The organism is Chitinophaga sp. YR627 (assembly GCF_900114995.1).
Taxonomy (GTDB): domain Bacteria; phylum Bacteroidota; class Bacteroidia; order Chitinophagales; family Chitinophagaceae; genus Chitinophaga.
Window position 1 is genome coordinate 68,296 of sequence record NZ_FOUX01000008.1, and the last position, 19,636, is coordinate 87,931.

The 19,636-nt window shown below is 45.4% G+C and carries 19 protein-coding genes; 9 read left to right on the forward strand and 10 right to left on the reverse strand.

The features are described from left to right. The first annotated feature begins 4 nt into the window (after positions 1-4). The gene (locus BMZ72_RS34390) at positions 5-1,456 is read left to right on the forward strand and encodes a SusD/RagB family nutrient-binding outer membrane lipoprotein (RefSeq protein ID WP_255373369.1); all 1,452 of its coding nucleotides are present in this window, start codon (positions 5-7) and stop codon (positions 1,454-1,456) included. A gap of 23 nt (positions 1,457-1,479) precedes the next feature. Next, complete coding sequence (locus BMZ72_RS34395) at positions 1,480-2,730, forward strand: alkaline phosphatase family protein (protein WP_255373370.1); 1,251 nt, start codon at positions 1,480-1,482, stop codon at positions 2,728-2,730. On the opposite strand, the gene BMZ72_RS34400 is transcribed toward BMZ72_RS34395, so the two are convergent. Then, complete coding sequence (locus BMZ72_RS34400) at positions 2,704-3,237, reverse strand: DinB family protein (protein WP_089815776.1); 534 nt, start codon at positions 3,235-3,237, stop codon at positions 2,704-2,706. The genes BMZ72_RS34395 and BMZ72_RS34400 overlap by 27 nt on opposite strands. A gap of 146 nt (positions 3,238-3,383) precedes the next feature. On the opposite strand from BMZ72_RS34400, the gene BMZ72_RS34405 reads away from it, so the two are divergent. Beyond that, positions 3,384-4,226 carry a rhomboid family intramembrane serine protease gene (locus BMZ72_RS34405; RefSeq protein WP_089815778.1) on the forward strand — a complete coding sequence of 281 codons (843 nt, stop codon included), beginning with the start codon at positions 3,384-3,386 and terminating at the stop codon, positions 4,224-4,226. Between the two features lie 89 nt (positions 4,227-4,315). Here the strand turns inward: BMZ72_RS34405 and BMZ72_RS34410 are convergent, their stop codons facing one another. Both BMZ72_RS34410 and BMZ72_RS34415 read right to left on the reverse strand, forming a co-directional pair. Next, on the reverse strand, positions 4,316-6,439 hold the full coding sequence (locus BMZ72_RS34410) for a T9SS type A sorting domain-containing protein (protein WP_089815780.1): 2,124 nt from the start codon (positions 6,437-6,439) through the stop codon (positions 4,316-4,318). Positions 6,440-6,560: 121 nt separating this feature from the next. Further along, a complete protein-coding gene (locus tag BMZ72_RS34415) occupies positions 6,561-7,232 on the reverse strand; it encodes a suppressor of fused domain protein (protein ID WP_089815782.1) in 672 nt (223 codons plus the stop codon). 159 nt (positions 7,233-7,391) lie between these two features. Here BMZ72_RS34415 and BMZ72_RS34420 point away from each other — a divergent pair, with 159 nt between their 5' ends. From BMZ72_RS34420 to BMZ72_RS34430, 3 genes are all read left to right on the forward strand, one after another. Continuing rightward, entirely contained in the window at positions 7,392-8,072 is a 681-nt protein-coding gene (locus BMZ72_RS34420) for a TIGR02117 family protein (RefSeq protein ID WP_218155325.1), read from the forward strand. A gap of 90 nt (positions 8,073-8,162) precedes the next feature. Further along, positions 8,163-9,044, forward strand: a complete 882-nt coding sequence (locus BMZ72_RS34425; RefSeq protein WP_177223023.1) for a helix-turn-helix domain-containing protein — start codon at positions 8,163-8,165, stop codon at positions 9,042-9,044. A 78-nt stretch (positions 9,045-9,122) separates the two neighbouring features. Beyond that, positions 9,123-9,665 (forward strand): YbhB/YbcL family Raf kinase inhibitor-like protein, encoded by a 543-nt coding sequence (locus tag BMZ72_RS34430; RefSeq protein WP_089815787.1) that lies wholly within the window; start codon positions 9,123-9,125, stop codon positions 9,663-9,665. A 97-nt stretch (positions 9,666-9,762) separates the two neighbouring features. Here BMZ72_RS34430 and BMZ72_RS34435 read toward each other — a convergent pair whose 3' ends face one another. The 4 genes from BMZ72_RS34435 to BMZ72_RS36755 form a co-directional block, all read right to left on the reverse strand. Continuing rightward, positions 9,763-10,806, reverse strand: a complete 1,044-nt coding sequence (locus tag BMZ72_RS34435) for a S41 family peptidase (RefSeq protein WP_089815789.1) — start codon at positions 10,804-10,806, stop codon at positions 9,763-9,765. 17 nt (positions 10,807-10,823) lie between these two features. After that, positions 10,824-11,528 (reverse strand): M949_RS01915 family surface polysaccharide biosynthesis protein, encoded by a 705-nt coding sequence (locus BMZ72_RS34440; RefSeq protein ID WP_410492823.1) that lies wholly within the window; start codon positions 11,526-11,528, stop codon positions 10,824-10,826. A 215-nt stretch (positions 11,529-11,743) separates the two neighbouring features. Further along, the gene (locus BMZ72_RS34445; protein ID WP_089815793.1) at positions 11,744-12,154 is read right to left on the reverse strand and encodes a M43 family zinc metalloprotease; all 411 of its coding nucleotides are present in this window, start codon (positions 12,152-12,154) and stop codon (positions 11,744-11,746) included. After that, positions 12,099-12,374 (reverse strand): hypothetical protein, encoded by a 276-nt coding sequence (locus BMZ72_RS36755; protein WP_177223024.1) that lies wholly within the window; start codon positions 12,372-12,374, stop codon positions 12,099-12,101. The genes BMZ72_RS34445 and BMZ72_RS36755 overlap by 56 nt, the downstream gene beginning before the upstream one ends. Before the next feature lie 332 nt (positions 12,375-12,706). Here BMZ72_RS36755 and BMZ72_RS34450 point away from each other — a divergent pair, with 332 nt between their 5' ends. Both BMZ72_RS34450 and BMZ72_RS34455 read left to right on the forward strand, forming a co-directional pair. Further along, on the forward strand, positions 12,707-13,690 hold the full coding sequence (locus BMZ72_RS34450; protein ID WP_089816072.1) for a 2-hydroxyacid dehydrogenase: 984 nt from the start codon (positions 12,707-12,709) through the stop codon (positions 13,688-13,690). 183 nt (positions 13,691-13,873) lie between these two features. After that, the gene (locus BMZ72_RS34455) at positions 13,874-16,018 is read left to right on the forward strand and encodes a rhamnogalacturonan lyase family protein (protein ID WP_089815795.1); all 2,145 of its coding nucleotides are present in this window, start codon (positions 13,874-13,876) and stop codon (positions 16,016-16,018) included. Between the two features lie 69 nt (positions 16,019-16,087). Here BMZ72_RS34455 and BMZ72_RS34460 read toward each other — a convergent pair whose 3' ends face one another. Both BMZ72_RS34460 and BMZ72_RS34465 read right to left on the reverse strand, forming a co-directional pair. Next, positions 16,088-17,041 carry a hypothetical protein gene (locus BMZ72_RS34460; protein WP_089815797.1) on the reverse strand — a complete coding sequence of 318 codons (954 nt, stop codon included), beginning with the start codon at positions 17,039-17,041 and terminating at the stop codon, positions 16,088-16,090. A gap of 138 nt (positions 17,042-17,179) precedes the next feature. Next, entirely contained in the window at positions 17,180-18,520 is a 1,341-nt protein-coding gene (locus BMZ72_RS34465) for a serine hydrolase (RefSeq protein ID WP_089815799.1), read from the reverse strand. Between the two features lie 86 nt (positions 18,521-18,606). Here BMZ72_RS34465 and BMZ72_RS34470 point away from each other — a divergent pair, with 86 nt between their 5' ends. Then, complete coding sequence (locus tag BMZ72_RS34470; RefSeq protein ID WP_089815801.1) at positions 18,607-19,428, forward strand: ThuA domain-containing protein; 822 nt, start codon at positions 18,607-18,609, stop codon at positions 19,426-19,428. On the opposite strand, the gene BMZ72_RS34475 is transcribed toward BMZ72_RS34470, so the two are convergent. Then, positions 19,429-19,626 (reverse strand): KTSC domain-containing protein, encoded by a 198-nt coding sequence (locus tag BMZ72_RS34475; RefSeq protein ID WP_089815803.1) that lies wholly within the window; start codon positions 19,624-19,626, stop codon positions 19,429-19,431. Between the last annotated feature and the right edge of the window lie 10 nt (positions 19,627-19,636).

The following is a 19,636-nucleotide window of genomic DNA, read 5'->3' on the forward strand; positions in this document are numbered from 1 at the left end:
AACAATGAGAAAAATATTTAACATAGCAGCCGCCCTGCTGATCGTGGCAACAGGTTGTAAGAAATTTGAGGATTTCCAGACAGATCCTAACAAGCCGACAGTATCTACGCCTGATCTGTTGCTGAGTACCGTGATACAGGATGCGTTTCAGTCTACTACATTGGGCGCAACACTGGCTACCAGACAGATGGTGTTTGTGAACAGCGTATCCAATGAGCAATACTATGGCTGGACACGTGCAGGTTTTGATACCTACAATGACCTGCGTCAGGTAGTTAAAATGGAAGAAGAAGCAAACAGAATGGATAAGCCGGAATATGTTCCGCTGGTGAAATTCTTTAAGGCTTACTACTTCCTGAAGCTGACCAATACCTTCGGCGATATTCCATATTCAGATGCATTGAAAGGAGAGAACGGTGGTTTATCTCCTGTATATGACAAACAGCAGAACATCTTTGTATCCATACTGGATGATCTGAAGGCAGCCAATGCGCTGATCACAAATACAACGCCGGAAGTACAGGGTGATATCCTCTACGGTGGTACCATGGAGCAGTGGAAACGCCTGATCAATACGCTGTCTTTGCGTACACTTATGAGCCTTTCCCTGAAAGAAAATAGTGCTTCTTTGAACGTAAAGGCAAGATTCGCAGAGATCGTCAACAATCCGGAGACCTATCCACTGATGACAGGTAATGCTGATAACGGTGAACTGGTGTTCCATGACGTATTGGGTACCCGTTATCCTACCTACAATGACAACGATCTGCAAACGGCTTACTATCTGGATGCAACTTTTGTTGACCTGCTGAAAGGACTGAAAGACCCGCGTCTGTTCCGTTTTGCAGAGAAAGCGCCTAAATATGTATCCCTGCCGGATAATGATTTTGCAGCATATGCTGGTGCAAAAGGAAGTGATCCGCTGAATGATAACAGTACGAAAGTACTGGCAGGTGAAGTATCTAAGATCAAATCCCGTTATTTCAACAATCCGGTGAATGAACCAAGTATAGCGGTTGGCTATGCTGAATTACAGTTTATTCTGGCAGAAGGTGTTGTACGTGGATGGATCAATGGTAGTGCAGCTGATTACTATAAGAAAGGTGTACAGGCTTCTATGTTGTTCTACGGCATTACCCAGCCTTCTATTGATGAATACCTGACCACTAATCCGTACCCTGCTGCTGATCAGCTGAAAGCGATCATGACCCAGAAATACATCGCTTCTTTCATGAACAGCGACTGGCACTTCTTCTACGAACAACGCCGTACCGGTTTACCTGCATTTGATGTATCCGGTGGTGGTGTGCTGAATGATAAGAAAGTACCTAAACGCTGGATGTATCCTGTAACTGAATTACAGAACAATCAGGCGAATGTAAATGCAGCTATCGGAAGTCAGTTCTCCGGTAATGACAATATTAATGGCATTATGTGGTTACTGAAGGCAGAATAAGTTGTATTTTATAATTTTAAGTCATGATGAAGAAAATATACCTGGCTTCCTGCTTATGTCTCCTTTTAGGAGGAGCAGCACAGGCCCAGCAAAGAGAAAAGAAGGTCGTGTTTGTCATTGCAGATGGTATTCCGGCAGATGTACTGGAAAAACTACAGACGCCCGCTATTGACCGTATCGCTGATGCGGGCAGGTATACCCGTATGCATGTAGGTGGTGATAAGAACACCTATAACCAGACGCCGACCATATCGGCGGTAGGGTATAACAGTCTGCTGACGGGTACCTGGGTGAACAAACACAATGTGCCTGATAACGACATTACAGATCCTAACTATCATTATTATAACCTTTTCCGTCTGTTTAAGACACAGTATCCTGCTAAAAAGGTAGCGATCTATTCCAGCTGGCTGGACAATCGTACCAAACTGGCTGGAGATGGACTGGCACAGGCCGGAAATGTGCATATCGATCTGCATGCAGATGGGTATGAGCTGGATACTGTTCACTTTCCGCATGACAGGAAAAGGGACTTTATGCATGCGATTGATGAAAAAGTGATCGACGAGGCAACTGCCGGTATCAAAAAAGACGCGCCTTCCCTGTCATGGGTTTACCTGGAGTATACCGATGATATGGGACATGGCTATGGTGACAGTCCGGAGTTTTACAAAGCGGTAGAACTGATGGATAAGCAGATGGGCCGTCTCTGGGAGGCAATCACCTACAGGCAGCAGCATTTTAAGGAAGACTGGATGCTGGTGATCACAACAGACCATGGTCGGGATGAAAAGACCGGCCGCGATCACGGCGGACAGTCGACACGTCAGCGCAGTACCTGGATGGTGAGCAGCTATAAACCTGCCAATGAGTATGCCCGTTACTATGAGCCGGGTATTGTGGATATCATGCCTACAATTGTCCGTTACCTGAATATGGATATTCCGGTAAGCACGGCACGTGAAATAGATGGTATTCCGATGATCGGCAAGGTGGCGATAGCGAATGTAAACGCCAATTTCATACAGGAAAACATTGACCTGAAATGGTCAGCCCTGCAGGATACAGGTAAGGTGAAGATCTGGGTGACTACCACCAACAATTTCAAAACGGGCGGTACTGACGAGTACAAATTGCTGGCAACTGTACCCGTACAGGACCGTCATGCACTGATCAACGTTGCGCAATTGCCTTCCCGCTTTTATAAGATCGTACTGGAAACAGCTGATAATACTGTCAATACCTGGTTAGATCTGGATGCCAAGTCCCGGTAAATACCGCTCTTTCAGTATACGTAAATGGTGCAGTTCATGTCCGGGAATGATATAAGCCAGTGTTCTTACAGAGATTGGATTCCCGCTGGAAATGCCCATAATTGTTTCCTGCTCTTTTTTTAGATTACGTAAGAGGTATATAGTAGACTCACGTACCACCCTGAATTCATTTGCCAGTTCCTGCAAAGAGCGGTCATTGGCAAATGAGTTCAGGACGTAATCATCCTGCTCAAAGCCGGGTAACCCCTGTTGCTCTCCCCGGGCAAAACACATCAACCGGTACGCAAATACACGCTCTGTATCGATCATATGCCCCAAAGTTTCCTTGATCGTCCACTTTCCCGGAGCGTATGCATAACTGCCTTTTTCTTCAGGGATCTTCGAAAAGAACGCATACGTACTATCCTTCAGTTCTTCTGCAATAGCCGGTACTTCGGCATCACCGACACTGTTAATGTACACTTCCTGGTAGGGTACAAATTCGCCAGGTTGAGGTCTTGAAATCATGGGTGCGATTTTTGCTAATATTAATTAAAATTCCGTGAAAGCGCGAATTCATGACGGCAGAATTGGATATATTTGTACTAATCGCAATATTGGATAAGGATATATCTGGCTGACGTTCCCTATAGTTATTTTAAAACCCGCATTGAATGGCATACATTGGTGTTATTAACCTCTTACTGATTGTTGTAAACATTGCAGTGTCTTACAAAGGACTAAAGGATCGTTCCTTTTTTAATAAGTATTCATTTGAAGTGGATCGTATCCTGATCGAAAAGGACTACAAGCGGCTGATTACCTCCGGTTTCCTGCATGTCAGCTGGATGCACCTGTTTTTCAACATGCTGTCTCTTTTTCTGTTTAGTAATAGCCTGGAAGCAAAGCTGGGGCCTACGGCTTACCTGACTTTATATTTTGCAGGCCTGATGGGAGGAAACCTGCTGTCCCTGCTGATTCACCGTAACCATGGGGATTATAGCGCTGTAGGTGCCTCAGGGGCCGTTTGCGGGGTCATTTTCGCGTCGATCGCTGTCTTTCCTGCTATGCGGCTCGGTTTCTTCGGAATACCCTTTTCTATCCCCGGATGGGCGTATGGGGCTTTATTCGTTTTATACTCCATTTACGGGATCAAATCCAAAAAAGACAATGTAGGACATGAAGCGCATCTGGGTGGTGCGTTGATCGGAATGATCGTGGCATTGTGTATGGTACCGGAAGTGATTGCGGAAAATTATCGCACCATCTTGTCTATTCTGCTCCCGGGCGCCCTTTTCGTTTACGTTATTGCTGCATGTCCGCATATTCTGTTTATTGATAACAGGTATTTTAAAGCGCATGTCGGCGATTATGATATGGACGACAGGTATCACCTGGAACGTGCCGGTGAGGAGCAGGACCTTGATTATCTGCTGGAAAAGATCCATAAACGCGGCATGAAAAGCCTGACGAAGAAAGAGCGGGAAATGCTGATGAAATACTCTGAAGAAGTGTGATAAAACGACTACCTGATCTTGTCGGGTATCCTGATAAAAAAGCGCCTGTATCAAAAGACGATACAGGCGCTTTTCATTTATAGTCAGTGTTAGTGTACGACCACAATTTCTTTTGTGACTACTTTCTTTCCATTACTCAATCTTAGATAATACATGCCGCTTTTTAGCTGTGAAACAGGATACTGTAAACTGTTCCCGGCTATCTGTAAAGGCTTTTGTTCAACCAGATGCCCTGCGGTGTTAAGAATGGATAGCGAAGTCTTTCCCTGCCATTCTTTATCAAACTGTAAGGTAATATGATTATTGGCTGGCTGTGGATAGATACTGAAACCAGCTTCATTTGCGGCCGTTTTAGGCGCTGCAGCCGTCTTTGCACCAAAAGCCGCCGCAGTTGTATCACTGATGATAATATCGTCTATATAGGTCTTAAAATTGCCGATTTCGTTTCCATGCACATAATCAACGATAATCCGGTCAATTGTCTTTCCGCTTAACCATCTGCCGATGTTACAGCTTACCTGCGACCAGGTGTTCACAGTACCATGTCCTGCACCCGGATGCATGGATACACCATGCTGGTCAACAGCGCCTGCATCCCGGAGGGAGGTGCCGTCTGTCATGATCAGGTCCACGGTTACATAACGCGAAATGTTATTGGTGGGATGCAGCCAGAAACTAAGTCCGGTACTGGCGGTAACAGGAATATTCACGTCAAACACTTTATACGCACAGTAGGCATTCGCAGCAGCAGATGTAGCTCTTCCCGCAAAGCGGATAGCAGAAGGTCCTGTACGGCTGATCTCATTCTGTACAATACCACAGATGGGTGTTCCGGTACCATTGTCACCGGTCACGTTTGTAGGTATGACACTCTGGTCTGGCGTATCTGTCCAGCTAAGGGTAGCGTCATACTGTGCTTCCATACTGGTACGGAACCAGAGCGGCGCGGTAGAATAGGGGATGGTCACGTTGGTGGTCAGCGGAGCGGTACCTTTCAATACTTTCGTAGCCTGTCCTGCCAGTCGCAGATAAAAGTCAGCCCCGATATAGGTGCCATCCGCACTGGTGGTCAGGAAATATTGATTGTTAGGTACGGCAAAGTAGCTGTCCGCCATTTTTGCGATCACAGTGCCTTCATCGTACTCATCAAACATGGCGATATAGGCTGTGTTCATGCCCAGGCTTTTGATATTGTACAGTTGTCTCCAGAAGAACTCCCCTTTCGCACGGGAGATCTGGTTCCTGGTGCCACCATTCCAGTTACTCCAGGCAAAGCCGGGAAATATAACCGGCTGGTAATCCAGTCCGTTGGCATTACAATAGGCCAGGTCAGGTGCCAGGTTCTCATTTTTGAAATTATCTGCACCTGCGATACTGGCAAACCGGCCAACTGCCCAGGGAGACAGCATATTGAATGCTTTGTATACATTCTCATAACCGGCATAGGAGTCACGGGTACCAGTACGCCATCCGGCAGGTACGCCACCAATCACATAATATCCCTTGCCTTTCAGCCAGTTGATAATAGCGAGACTGTTAGCTGGTTGATTGCTGCGTTCATTCAGTCCGAAGCCCCATATACAGATAACAGGTTTACCGTTCTGATGTGCATAATAGGGTGATTCCTGCGGACGAAGATCGTTTTCGATATGCAGCCAGTCTGCTTTAAAGAAAGCAGTGTCATCGGCGTTCATATCATACATGATGTAGAAAATACGCTGGTATTTTTCGGCACTGCGTCTTATTCTGAGTACAAGACTGTCCATACTGGCCTTATAGACACCGTCTCTTGTAGGGCCCAGAAAGCGTTGTTGCGCTACGCCGTCGATACCATTTTGCTGCATCCAGGAGAAATGCAGGTCGATAGTTGTTTGTTTCCAGGAGGTGAATAAGCGGGCATTACGGCCATCATTCAGGTTGCCGAGTGCTGTCTGGAACAGGTTGGCGGCCGGGTATTCCGTTACGTCCGGATAGGCTTCAAAGGTGATACGGCCGGGAGCTGGCTTAGGTGTGTCTGAACGATAACGGCCGCCGCTCCAGTGAGACCATCTTTCTATCGGCGAGCCGTCGCCATAACAGTTGAACCAGGCCTGGTACCCGCACATCAGTTTACCGGTCACTGATTGTGCTGCAGGCGCTACCTGCGCGTTGGAATGGAGTGTGATGGTCAGTAGTAACGTGAACACTAAAGACCATGCTGAGGGTTTTCGCATAGAGGGTTTGTTTTGATTGTTTCTCAAGATATAATACATGAATACCTGTGTACATAGGGATGTGCACAGGTATTCACATTTATAGCAGTATACAATGCTGTTTCTACGCGATCATGATGTACTAAACTACTGATGGTCTGTCCAGGTCAGAAAGGGGGGCGTCTCCCTGTTGCAGGAGCAGTTCGGCCAGTTTCATACGGCCTTCTGCACCATGCTGGGTCACATATTCAAGTTCTGCCAGTGTCAGTAATTTTACGTTGACGATTTTAACCGGTTCGATTGTAAGGTCGACCGTATCGGGCACAGTTTCATCAGGGAGTCCCATAATTACGCCCACTCTTCCTTCTTCGTTCACAAATTCAGCGGGGACATCCACATCGTAGAATTCGCTGGTAATATAGGTCATTTCTTCCAGCAGCCCTATGACGTTTCCATGATTGGCCATTAGTTGTGCTGCCTGGTAGGCCAGCTGGAACTGCCAGGTATTGCTTACCTGTCCCTCAATGGGTGCGGAAGCTACATAAACTTCCAGCCCGAATCCGTTATAAGGCGCATTGGCATTATTCGTCTCCATATCATCATAAGGATCACTTAGTCCATCGCTGGCAATGATCGTCCGCTCTGGCCGGCGGATAGTGGCGTATGCCTGTCTGAGTGAGGGCCATCTCGGACCACCCATGAAGGAAGGATTGATCGCATGTGCGATCACATCAGGGTCCAGTTTGCCAACGGTATTCCAGTATTCGTCCCTTAATTTGCAGGAAGCCTCGAAGTGTTCCTCGTAGGTATTCATTGGAGTTGTATTTTAATTCCCGTAATGTATAATAATATGCTTATGAAACAAAGTGTTTACGATTTTTTAAAGAACTCCTTCCGGGGATTAGTTGATAATCTACTGCCAGAATACTAATTTTAGGAGATGGAAGCATGACTTCCGGTAAATAAAACAGCATTGAAGAAAATTATCAAGATCCTTGGGTGGACCATCCTGACCCCTGTATTACTCGTAGCCCTGTACCTGTCAGCAGCTTATGTATTTTCACGCATTTCGGTTGATAAAGAGGAACCTTCCGGAAATGATATCACCCTGTTCATCCTCACAAATGGTGTGCATACCGACCTGGTGATGCCTGTCAGAAATGCACAGATCGACTGGAGCAAAGAGGTCCTGTTTTCCAACACAAAAGGCAAGGATACTTCCGCACAGTGGATCGCTTTCGGTTGGGGTGATAAAGGCTTTTACCTGGAAACACCTACCTGGGCAGATCTGAAGTTCAGCACTGCATTTAAGGCAGCTACAGGTCTGAGTACTTCCGCTATCCACGCGACTTATTATTTCAGCATGTCAGCAGGCAGCGATTGTATAAAACTGAGTACAGATAGTGCGCATTACGCAAAATTAGTCAGTTATATACAGGCTAGCTTTGACCGTGATGAGCAGGGACATATTATGCATATTGTTACGGATGCCAACTACGGTAAAACAGATGCGTTCTATGAAGCGAAAGGTAGTTATAGCCTGTTTCATACCTGCAATACTTGGGCCAATAGCGGTTTGAAAAGCGGCGGACAAAAAGCCTGTTTATGGACGCCTTTTGATAAGGGGATCTTTTATCAGTACAGAGGCAGGTAGAATTAGAAATTAGGAATTGAGGCTGCTGTAGTGATGGTGATGCGGTGTATACAGGGGTGTCCCTGTAATATTGTTTATCTTTGCGGAGGTATGGTAAAGCAGCAATCTTATTCGGTGCCCTCCTTTGTATTACCGGATGGCGCCGGTGTAGAAGATATTCACATAGTAGCGTATCAGTCCACTGATGAAACCGTAAAGAGCAGGGTCACACTGGAACAAAACCTTTTCAGCTTTCTGCTGGAAGGAGAGAAGCGGGTGTACTATGCGGAAAAACACGCTGTGATCAGTAATACACAGTTTGTATTGTTGTCCTCAGGGAATTGTATTATGAGCGAAAAGAGGATATCTGATGATGGCTTCTACAAGAGTGTCATGATTTCCTTCGCACCTGCTGTATTAACCAGGTTCTTTCTGAAATATCCACATATCGTAACAGCAAAAGAGTATAGCGACAAAACCGGGGAGCCTTTTCTGGTTTTCGATACTGATAGTTTCCTGCAGAATTTTGTGCATTCCCTGTGCCTGATGACAGCGGGTAGTAAAACGCTGTCAATGGACCTGCGGCTCCTCAAATTTGAGGAATTACTGTTGTATATGGCAGACTGTTATCCACAGCAATTATTGAATTTGCGGGCAAATTTAGCTGGCAATCATGAAGATGTGGTGATCAGAAGATCAGCGGAGAATAACCTGTATAATAACGTAACCATCGAGGAACTGGCTTTTTTGTGCAATATGAGTCTGTCTACCTATAAGCGGAAGTTTCAGAAAATATATGGCGCTTCCCCCACGCGCTGGTTCCTGCAGAAAAGGATGGAACAGGCGGTAGGTATGTTACTGGTGCAGCGGGAGAAACCCAGTGAGATCTATCATAAACTGGGTTATGAAAACCATTCCAGTTTTACGCAATCCTTTAAACAGGTCTATGGCCTGACGCCCAGTGAATATCAGCAACAGAAACTGACCGTTTAACGACAGCTTCTGAACTGTTAGCCCTACAACTCCCCCTGAGACGCATAGTAGCTTTGCAGTACTTTAAATCGAAGTACTATGAAAAGAATGTACACATTTCTGGCGTTGATGGTCTTCGCCTGTTCTGCCGTCGCGCAGACATTTACACTAAAGAGTAATGATCTTGGTGGCCAGTTTGTCAATAGCCAGTTACTGAATGGAATGATGGGATATAATGGGGGGAATGTTTCTCCACAACTGTCATGGGAGCATGCGCCTGCCGGTACGCAGTGTTTTGCCGTAACAATGTATGATGTGGATGCTCCTTCCGGAAGTGGTTTCTGGCATTGGGTATTGTATAACATTCCGGCGGATGTACATGAACTGCCAGCTGGCGCGGGTACGCCTGAGCGTAAATTATTGCCCGCAGGTGCGGCCCACGGTATCAATGATGCGGGTATGCCCGGATACCTGGGACCTGGTCCGCTGCCCGGATTACCTCATCAGTATATCATCACCGTATTTGCACTAAAAACAAAAATAAGCCCGGATAAGACTACACCTGCTGCATTTGTTGGTGTATTGCTGAATCAGAACGTGCTGGCTAAAGCTTCTATCGTGGGTTATTCACAACATCCATGATCACCTGAATAACTATCTGTTGCTGACAGGTACCCAAATAAAACGAGGGTGTATCAATGACACACCCTCGTTTATTATCTCAGTGTAAATGAAAGTACTATTTGGTTTTCGCCGCAGCGATATCATCCTGTTCTTTCTTGATCAGTTTTTCAGCTTCTGTTCTGGCGTCTTCACCTTTCACGGCCACATCAGGAATAACACCTTTTCCTTCCCAGCCTTCTTCTGAACCAGGAGCAGCGACCATTTTCACAGGCATAAACACGACCAGGTTTTCTTTCAGCGGGATCATGGAACCTGCGATACCAGCACCTGCTGTGGTATCACCTACGATCGTAGCGCGGTGCATCTGTTGTAATGCAAAAGCGAAACCCTCTGTAGCAGAGGCGGTATGTTTATTGACAAGGATATATACTTTGCTGTCTGGCATTCTTTTACCAGGTACGAAAGGATATGTCCATTCCTGGATATCTTTTGTACGGTCTTTATGATAGCCATGGAGGTAATAACGTTCGTCACCTGCATTGAAGAAATAACCTGCGAGGAAGCGGCCCATCATACCTGTTCCACCACCATTGTCTCTGATGTCAATGATAATGTTTTTGGAATAGGCAGCCATGTTCATAGCGTTGGCCGCCATTTCGAATGCTTCCTGTTCACCATGGAAACCACCGGATATCTTGATATAGGCAGTAGATGTTTTTTTATTCAGTTCCACTGCATCAAAACCATAGTTGTTCTGACGTTTTCTTTCCAGTTCCAGGCGCTGGTCTTCAGGCGTACTGGTATTGGAATATGATCTCGTCAGTTGTTCATAATAGTCTTTGCTGTGGAAGATGGTGAGATGCACATCTTTATGCGTTTCACGCAGATCCGTTGTGATCTTCCAGGCCAGTTTCGCTGGTGTAAGGTCCTGATAAGCCTTTTTGGATTCCTGGCTTTTCAGGGTAGCAATATATTTCCTGGAGATCTCCGGAAACGGATAACCTTCTTCCAGTTGTCTGCTGATTTTCCCGATAATTTCATGAGCATCTTCTTTACTCACTACATGACCTGTATCCTGCGCCTGTTTCTGGGCTGACAGGCAAAGCGGAAGGCATAGTGCGCCCAGCAGGGCTGCTGATTTATAAAAATGTAGTTTCATACCTCGATTCTGGTTGCTTAAAATATCTGTGATTGTTTTTTATTCATTGCTTTCTCGTAGTCTGTCGGATAGATGATCAGATCCTTTTCTGCCAATGTGCGCATCAGTTTCCTGATATGCAGCTGAACAGGCTGCGGTAAGGTGTAAAAGGCGGCATCTACCTGGATATTACGTCCCTCATCCATCACGGAATTCTGACACCTGATGGCCGTCTTTTGTCCTTTATAGTACAGGATGATCTTTACTCTTCCATCATCATATCCGTTCATGCCATTGGTACCGTATACGAGTAATGGATCGATGGTACCATCGTTGTCAAGGTCTTTCAGTTCGCAGAATTTTGTCCAGAACCAGATCGTAGTTTCTAATCCTTCTTTTGGATCATGACTATTCCTGAAATCATTCAGTTCCCCCGTTTTGGCAAATTCCTTTGTAGTGGCCTGTTGCAGAAATATAGCTTTGATCTTATAATTCACGGTATCGTCCCCTTTGATCTCGTCCCGGCTTTCACAAAGTGCCAGATAATAGGTCCCTGAAACATCTTTGTAGCGATAGGCACGCTGTACAGGCAGGTTTTGAAACCAGGTATTCTTTACTGCATCATCGAAAGTCTTTTCGGTGACAGCCGGAGAAAGAATTTCGCTTTCAGTTTTTGTCTGTTGTGCGTATAGTATTTTACCACTCGTAAGGATGACAACCAGAGCTATCAGGAACATCCGCATAATGACGAATCTTAAATGAATTGTTACGATCTTAAATGAATTGTTAATCCAGTAGGGGCGGGCGTTTCGCCCTGCTGCAAGATATTATTATTCGTCAATTTTAACAACGTGTAACGAAAGAAATTTTGACTTTAATAACACTGGAAAAGAAGATGAATTAATAATCGTCTTAATAACATCCAATTACATAAAAAGCTCTCTCCCGGGACTTTTATTTACTGGGCAAAACCGGTACGGCCACCACCGGTCAGGAAGGTAGCCAGCATTCTGGTTTTTTGTCCGGCAGTAAACATGTACATACACCTGTCATCGGTATAATCCATGTAGTTCATGGTCATTTCTATCGGATTGCCTGCGCAGGTGCTCAGGTGTGGATAGCCCGGACAACCATAATTAGGCGCATTTTGCGTAGGGGTATCACCTACGAAGTCATTACCGCAGGTGGCATCACCCCAGATATGACGGAGGTTGAGCCAATGGCCTATTTCATGTGTGGCAGTTCTGCCTTTGTTGAAAGGCGAAGTAGCTGTACCGGTGTTGCCGAAGCAATCATCTGCGATCACTACGCCATCAGTAGCGGCAGCACCACCAGGGAATTGTGCATAACCGATCACACCGCCGCTCATAGCGCCTACTATCCATATGTTCAATACGTGCCATTCTGGCGGCCAGTGAAGGGTCTTTTCTTAATTGTTCCTGTAATACTTCCATCGAAGCGCAACGTTTTCCGAGGGTCGCGGGTTGCTCTTCCGGCGTGTTGTTGTCTGTTGCGGCAGGTTTATCATTTTTAGAGCAGGCTGACAGTAGAATGGTGCCACAAAGCAATAGCAAACATAGTCTTTTCATTGTGTTTACAGATTTGGTAGTTACTCATACATCTATCTTAGGGTTTACTGACCGGGAGAGAGAAGGATAGATAGTGGGTTTACCGTACAAATATAGGAGGATCGGGTGCAATAAATAAGCCTCCCAGGTAAATCCTGAGAGGCTTATCAGACTAGACTAAAATAAAACAATAAAACTAACGCTTTAACCAAATTGACCTGCTCTTAATGGGTACGAGGGAAAAGGTAAATTTTGTTCGGGTGCAAAATTATCTGAAAGACTTTATTGAAAATATCCCTGAAAACCGTCATTTATGTATTTTGTGTATGGATAAACTGAAATTTAATATAGCTATGCGAAAGAGAGTGTACATAACAAGAACAGTTCCTGAGATTGCGTTGCAACATTTAAAAACGAATGGCATCGATTATACGGTATGGACGGAAAGACGTCATCAGGATGAAGAAGAGCTCATTCCTGTGCTGAAGGATTACGACGCTATGATAGTGTCCGGTCCGCTGAAGGTAAACCGGGCCTTTCTCGAAGCATGCAGCCATCTCCGGATTGTCTCTATGATGTCAGTAGGATATGATAACGTGGATGTTGCAGCTGCAAAAGAACTGGGTATTGCAGTAGGTAACACACCGGGCGTACTGAGCGGCGCTACCGCTGATACGGCATTTTTGCTGATGCTGGCCGCTTCCCGCAAAGCTTTTCATATGCACAAGGAGATCATAAGGGGAAACTGGAATTTCTGGGACCCTACGGCGAATCTTGGTCTGGAGTTGAAAGGTAAAACACTGGGAATAGTTGGTTTGGGCAGGATAGGGTTTGAACTGGCACAACGATGTATCGGTGCATATGGTATGAAACTCATTTATCACAACCGTGGTACAAATGAAGAAGCAGAAAGGGAACTGGGCGCTGTCCGCGTATCTTTCGATGAACTGCTACAGCAGAGTGATGTGGTTTCCGTACATACTGCTCTGACACCTGAGACAAAAGAGCTCTTCAATAAGGAGGCGTTCAGTAAAATGAAACCCAACGCCATCTTCGTCAATACTGCCAGAGGAGGGATCCACAATGAAGCCGACCTTATCGCTGCACTGGAGAACGGTACCATCTGGGGCGCAGGACTGGACGTCACGAATCCTGAACCAATGGCAGCAGATAACCCACTGCTGAACATGCATAATGTAGCTGTGTTACCGCATATTGGTTCTGCTACTGTTGATACGCGTAACGCAATGGCGGCCATAGCAGCCAGAAATGTCATCCGGACATTTGAAGGAAAAGCGCTGGAGCACGCCGTTGTAGAAAATATCCACCGCCTGTAAGGGAGGCTGCGGGGAAAATCGTTTATTTAAATTACGAATTGGGGATGCCCTTTAAGTAAAGGGTTTGGTTGGTGTTAATGGTCTGTTAGACATTTATAAAAATGATCTGCTGTTTTTAACTTACAGCTAATCATTCCTGATTCGTAATTGTTTTAAATATCCGGTCACCCTAAAACTTCCCGTATGAAAAAGCTTATTACAAATTTCCTGCTTTTTTTAAGTCTCCTGTTCTTTTCTTTTGCCGCATCGGCACAGTCCAAACAAATGGAATTCCTTTCGAGAGCCCCTGTCGCCGTCCGGCAAAGCAGCAGCGCTGTTTTTGTCAGCTGGCGTATGCTGGGGACTGACCCTGCTGCTATCAGTTTCAATGTGTACAGGAATGGTGTAAAACTGAATGCAACTCCTATTACCAATTCCACGAATTATGTAGATAATGTTACCACCAATGGTACTTACACCATACGCCCTGTTATCAATGGCACTGAACAGGCCCCGACAGCTGCTGTCAGTGTGTGGACGAGCATTTACAAAACCATCCCTTTACAGGTCCCTCCGGGAGGCACTACGCCTGCAGGGGAGGCGTATACCTATACTGCAAATGATTGCAGTGTTGGTGACCTGGATGGTGATGGTGAATATGAGATCATCCTGAAATGGGATCCTACTAATGCGAAAGACAACAGTCAGAGCGGCTATACGGGCAATGTCTATATCGATGCCTACAGAATGAATGGTACCCGTATGTGGCGTGTCGATCTGGGGCGTAATATCCGTGCAGGGGCACATTATACGCAGTTTATGGTGTATGACCTGGACGGTGATGGAAAAGCAGAAGTAGCCATGAAAACGGCAGATGCCACCATAGATGGTGTCGGTACTGTGATCGGTTCTGCCAGTGCCGATTACAGGAATAGTAGCGGGTATGTGTTAAGTGGTCCTGAATTCCTGACCATCTTCAACGGACAAACCGGCGCTGCAATGGCTACCACCAATTACCTGCCTGCCCGTGGTACCGTTTCCTCCTGGGGTGATAACTATGGGAATCGCGTGGACAGGTTTGTCAATGCGGTCGCCTATCTCGATGGCGCCCGTCCTTCACTGATCATGGGACGTGGTTACTATACACGTCTGGTCAGGGTAGCATGGGACTGGCGTAATGGTCAGCTGACACAACGCTGGACCTTTGATAGTAATGCCTCCGGTAATAGTGCTTACGCCGGACAGGGAAATCACCAGGTTACCGTCGGAGATGTGGATAACGATGGTAAACAGGAACTGATCAATGGCTCCAGCGCTATTAATGATAACGGCAGCGGACTTTATGCCAACGGATTAGGACATGGGGATGCCATGCATATGACCGATCTCGATCCTGAGAGACCCGGACAGGAGTTATGGCAATGTCATGAGACACAGTCCCAATATGGCAATTATGGTATTGAGTTCAGAGATGCAGGCAGTGGTACACCGATATGGGGCAGAGGTCCTTCCCAGGGTGTTTCCGGCGATATTGGCAGAGCCATGGCTGGTGATGTTGATCCGACTTACCTGGGATATGAAGTATGGGCTTCCGCCGGCGAACTGTATACCTGTAAAGGCGTTTCCATTGGTACTGCGAAACCCAGTAATAACTTTGGTATCTGGTGGGATGGTGATCTGTGTCGGGAACTGCTGGATGGCGTAAAACTGGATAAATGGAACTATACGTCAAAAGCACTGAACCGCATACTGACCTTGTCTGACTATGGTGCTACTTCCAATAACAGTACAAAGGCCAATCCCTGCCTGACAGCAGACCTCTTAGGCGACTGGCGGGAAGAGATCCTGCTGAGAAGCACTGATAACAGCAGTCTGTTGTTATTCACCACGACAACGCCTACCAGTTACCGCTTGTATACCCTGATGCATAATCCGCAGTATCGCACAGCTATTGCCTGGCAGAATACGGCCTATAATCAGCCGCCCTATCCCGATTATTACCTGGGTACCGGTATGAGCACACCCCCGCAACCGAATATCTATATTCCCAATAGTCCGGCCCTACGCACAGCGGAGCAAGCCGCAGATATAATACCTGACGCTAATACACTGGCCATTCGTCCTAATCCGGTGGATAATGCAGCTTATCTTGACTACAAAAGTGAGAATACCCGTTTAATCGTTGTTATAAGCGCAGGAGACGGCCGTGTGGTGTTTAGGCGTACTGGTAGTGTCACAGAGTTAAATAATGGTTTAAATGCCGTAATAGGTGGTTTTGCGAAGGGAATGTACATCGTGCAGCTGAGAGATGGCAAAAAGCAGTTCAAAGGAAAGATCGTGAAACAGTGATACTGATGGAGATGGTTATAAATAAAGAATGGCCTCCAGTAATGGAAGCCATTCTTTATTTATAACTGATTATTTCTTTTGTTCATAAAAGAACTCAGCCCCGTAAAGGTCTAGCGTGTTTTCAAAGTATTTATATGTTTTTAACATGCCATTCTCATCAAATGTAGCCCTGTTCTCATAGTCAATATAGTTTGTTATTTCTTTTTTCTCCTTAATGTCATAACTGTAAAATCTCATTGAACCATTATTGAAAATAGTATTGGCAGATGTAAATAAGTTACTTGTGAACAGATGAGTAGAAGTACGACCGCCGAAGTAAGACATATAACCGTTTTCACGGTGTGCCAACACAAATAAATAGGCGGATGGTAGTCTCTTTAAACCGATGCTGGCCGGATTACTTTGCCTGGATGGAAACATCGTACACTGGTAATCAATGCCGCCATAGTCATAGACTGTAGCGTGTGTTGCTTCAAGAATGCCGGTCGGGTCCCAGGAGAAATTAAATTGAGCTGTACCTAAAGTATCCGGTTTAATAAAAATGATGTTTGCAGCCATTATCGCTCTTCCTTGACTGTTCTTTTTAAAGTATGTTGTGGCGCTGTGATCATAAAAAATTTTCGTTGCAACTATACTGTCAAGCTGGCCATTCGTATACTTTAACGCGTAGTGAGCCGTGTCTTTAGCATCTCTTGACATTTTCCAATCTACAGTTGACAGAGTACCATCTTCATTGTAAGAGAATGTGAATACGAAGGTTGATGACTGAGCCAGGTGTTCAATTTTTACAACCTGGTTATGGTCATTGTAAATTAGTGTGTCAGTCAACAAGGTACGTTTTGGACCAGATGAATAATAGTCATAGGTCACCGCCTTTCTTAGTAGCATATCATCGGGCATTGTCTCCGCTGGCTTACCCGGGTCTACTACCGGCTCAACGGGTTTGTCCTCTTTTTTACAGGAAAAAAACAATGTGAGTGTAACCACGATCAGTAGTACATTACTGCGTTTAACAAGTTTCATAGGTCAATATGAATTAATGAAGGTTGCAAAGTTAAGGCAAACAAATGTTAAAAATATATAAATTGTTTAATGGTCAGAGAGAATAAAAAAAGCTTCCGGAATATCATTCCGGAAGCCAGTGTATATCTTCAGTAAGCGTTATTTTATCTTTTTACCAGGCAGTTCCCTGTCATTCTGGTACAGGATCATACCTGTCACTTCATGTTGCTCGTTCCTGGTAAATCCAACCTGCGCATCTACTATTTTCAGGAAAAAGAAATCCTCTTTTTCTGCAAATAATGGTGATTCCTTTTGACCGGTAGGCTGTCCCATCAGCATACCATCTTTTACGCTCATTACGATGTTAAATCCGGGACGCAGGTTATACTCCCCTACATATTGTTGTAATGTCGTTTCCGGTAGTTTGATCGCGATCCGCTCTTTTGGTATAACGTACGGTTGATTATATAGTACGGCCAGCAGTGAGGAAGCTATCTTACTGACGTCTCTGTCGGAAGCATTATCCAGTACGATCACACAAACGTCGTCTTCCGGTACTCTCATAATACTGGTGATATATCCATGGATACCACCACCATGTGACACTTTACGTTTTCCTGCAATAGAGTCAGATTCCCATCCGTAACCGTAATGGTTCATAAATGGGGTATACGCTTTTTCCCAGTCAGCTTTCGAAATGATCTTATACTGCTGCGCGGCCTGGTGCCATTTATAAAGGTCTGCAGTAGTACTGTACATGGCGCCTGCTGCAAAGGATACACTGGAATCTACACCGGGCGCAGGCGTACTGCTGGAATCATTGATATTGAAGTAACCGGTGGACTTTTTACTATCCTTCAGGTTTTTGAAGTCAAAGCCGGTATGGTCCATATGTAAGGGCGTAAAGATGTATTTCCTTACTACCTGTTCGTAAGGTTTGCCGGTCACCTTTTCGATGATATAACCCAGCATGGAATAGCCTGAATTGGAATAATCCCATTTAGTGCCGGGGGAGAAGTTCAGCGGTTTATCTTTGAACAGGGCCATGATCTTTTCCCTGCTGGCCGGATTACTCACTTCCTTATCCATAAAGTCTTTGTCATTGGTATAGTTGAAAATACCAGAAGTATGCGTCAGCAGATTTTCTATGGTAATACTGTCCCCTTTGGGATAGTCCGGAAAGTACTTAGACAGTTTATCCTGTATACTGAGTTTATGCTCTTCGGCCAGCCTGAGGATGACCGTAGCGGTGAATTGCTTGGTAACAGATCCCAATTGGAAAATAGTGCCGGTTTCGTTGCGGATGCTGTCAGCCGTACGCTGATAACCATAGGCTTTATCCAGCAGGATATTACCTTTCTGTGTAACCAGTACGGTACCATTGAATTTGTGTAATCTGCTGTAAGCGCTGACCAGTGAGTCCAGTTTGGCAGTAGTGTCCTGTGCAAATACATTGTGCAATGAGCCGAGGATAAGCCCGAGGCAAAGCAATTTTTTCATGTGTATTGTAATTTGGGAAGACGGCTGGGCTATGTTGTGAACCTAAAGATAATGTTATATTTTGGGATTATATAAATTCACGTATCATGAAAAGATTATTGCAGGGAATATTGATCTGTATCTGTTCCCTGACCCTCCTCTCCGTACAGGCGCAAAATAACAAATCCTTTAAAGTACTCGGTTTTTACACAGCTTTACATGACCAGGCGCATATCAGTTTTGTACATGAAGCCAATCGCTGGTTTGCAGACATGGCAAGACGGTATCACTTCACCTATGATTCCACTAATGACTGGAATAAGCTAAATACGGACGTACTGGCACAATATCAGGTCGTCCTTTTCCTTGACACCAGACCAGATACGCCTGCTCAGCGGGAGGCCTTCAGAAAGTACATGGAAAATGGAGGCGCCTGGATGGGTTTTCATTTCTCCGCTTTTGCGCTGACGCCTTCTGATTATCCGCAGAACTGGGACTGGTACCATAACGAATTCCTGGGTTCAGGCTCCTATGGCAGCAATACCTGGCGGCCTACTTCCGCCATTCTGCGTGTAGAACATCCGGAACATCCTGCCATGAAACATCTGCCGGCTACTTTTAAAGCATCGCCCAATGAATGGTACAGATGGTCCAATGACCTGAAAGCAAATAAGGATATTGAGATTCTCTTATCTATTGATCCTGCGAGTTTTCCGCTGGGTACCGGTCCTAAACCCCATGAGATCTGGCATAGCGGATATTACCCTGTAGTGTGGACAAACAAACATTATAAGATGATCTATATGAATATGGGGCATAACGATATTGATTATGAACACCATACCAACAAGGACCTTTCCCATACTTTCGACAATAAGCTACAAAGCCGCTTTATCCTGGATGCATTGTTCTGGCTGGGCGGTCGTTAATCAGCTTACTTTCTCATAGGCATAATGTCCCTTGATGTGTTTATTTAGATAGGTGCCTTTTGACCCGGAGGTCTTCATCGCCTGATATACTTCCTCCGGTACGTTCTTGTAGTCATAGACTAAACCCGAAACGAAGATGACCCGCAGCGTCGCTGTTTCCTGGTCATAATGCATTCTATATACAACAGATGACGGCATCACTGATCTG

Coding starts and splice junctions, on each gene's coding strand:
- BMZ72_RS34390 (WP_255373369.1), top strand. CDS start 5: ATGAGAAAAATATTTAACATAGCAGCCGCCCTGCTGATCGTGGCAACA.
- BMZ72_RS34395 (WP_255373370.1), top strand. CDS start 1,480: ATGATGAAGAAAATATACCTGGCTTCCTGCTTATGTCTCCTTTTAGGA.
- BMZ72_RS34400 (WP_089815776.1), bottom strand. CDS start 3,237: ATGATTTCAAGACCTCAACCTGGCGAATTTGTACCCTACCAGGAAGTG.
- BMZ72_RS34405 (WP_089815778.1), top strand. CDS start 3,384: ATGGCATACATTGGTGTTATTAACCTCTTACTGATTGTTGTAAACATT.
- BMZ72_RS34410 (WP_089815780.1), bottom strand. CDS start 6,439: ATGCGAAAACCCTCAGCATGGTCTTTAGTGTTCACGTTACTACTGACC.
- BMZ72_RS34415 (WP_089815782.1), bottom strand. CDS start 7,232: ATGAATACCTACGAGGAACACTTCGAGGCTTCCTGCAAATTAAGGGAC.
- BMZ72_RS34425 (WP_177223023.1), top strand. CDS start 8,163: ATGGTAAAGCAGCAATCTTATTCGGTGCCCTCCTTTGTATTACCGGAT.
- BMZ72_RS34430 (WP_089815787.1), top strand. CDS start 9,123: ATGAAAAGAATGTACACATTTCTGGCGTTGATGGTCTTCGCCTGTTCT.
- BMZ72_RS34435 (WP_089815789.1), bottom strand. CDS start 10,806: ATGAAACTACATTTTTATAAATCAGCAGCCCTGCTGGGCGCACTATGC.
- BMZ72_RS34440 (WP_410492823.1), bottom strand. CDS start 11,528: ATGCGGATGTTCCTGATAGCTCTGGTTGTCATCCTTACGAGTGGTAAA.
- BMZ72_RS34445 (WP_089815793.1), bottom strand. CDS start 12,154: ATGAGCGGCGGTGTGATCGGTTATGCACAATTCCCTGGTGGTGCTGCC.
- BMZ72_RS36755 (WP_177223024.1), bottom strand. CDS start 12,374: ATGAAAAGACTATGTTTGCTATTGCTTTGTGGCACCATTCTACTGTCA.
- BMZ72_RS34450 (WP_089816072.1), top strand. CDS start 12,707: ATGCGAAAGAGAGTGTACATAACAAGAACAGTTCCTGAGATTGCGTTG.
- BMZ72_RS34455 (WP_089815795.1), top strand. CDS start 13,874: ATGAAAAAGCTTATTACAAATTTCCTGCTTTTTTTAAGTCTCCTGTTC.
- BMZ72_RS34460 (WP_089815797.1), bottom strand. CDS start 17,041: ATGAAACTTGTTAAACGCAGTAATGTACTACTGATCGTGGTTACACTC.
- BMZ72_RS34465 (WP_089815799.1), bottom strand. CDS start 18,520: ATGAAAAAATTGCTTTGCCTCGGGCTTATCCTCGGCTCATTGCACAAT.
- BMZ72_RS34470 (WP_089815801.1), top strand. CDS start 18,607: ATGAAAAGATTATTGCAGGGAATATTGATCTGTATCTGTTCCCTGACC.
- BMZ72_RS34475 (WP_089815803.1), bottom strand. CDS start 19,626: ATGCCGTCATCTGTTGTATATAGAATGCATTATGACCAGGAAACAGCG.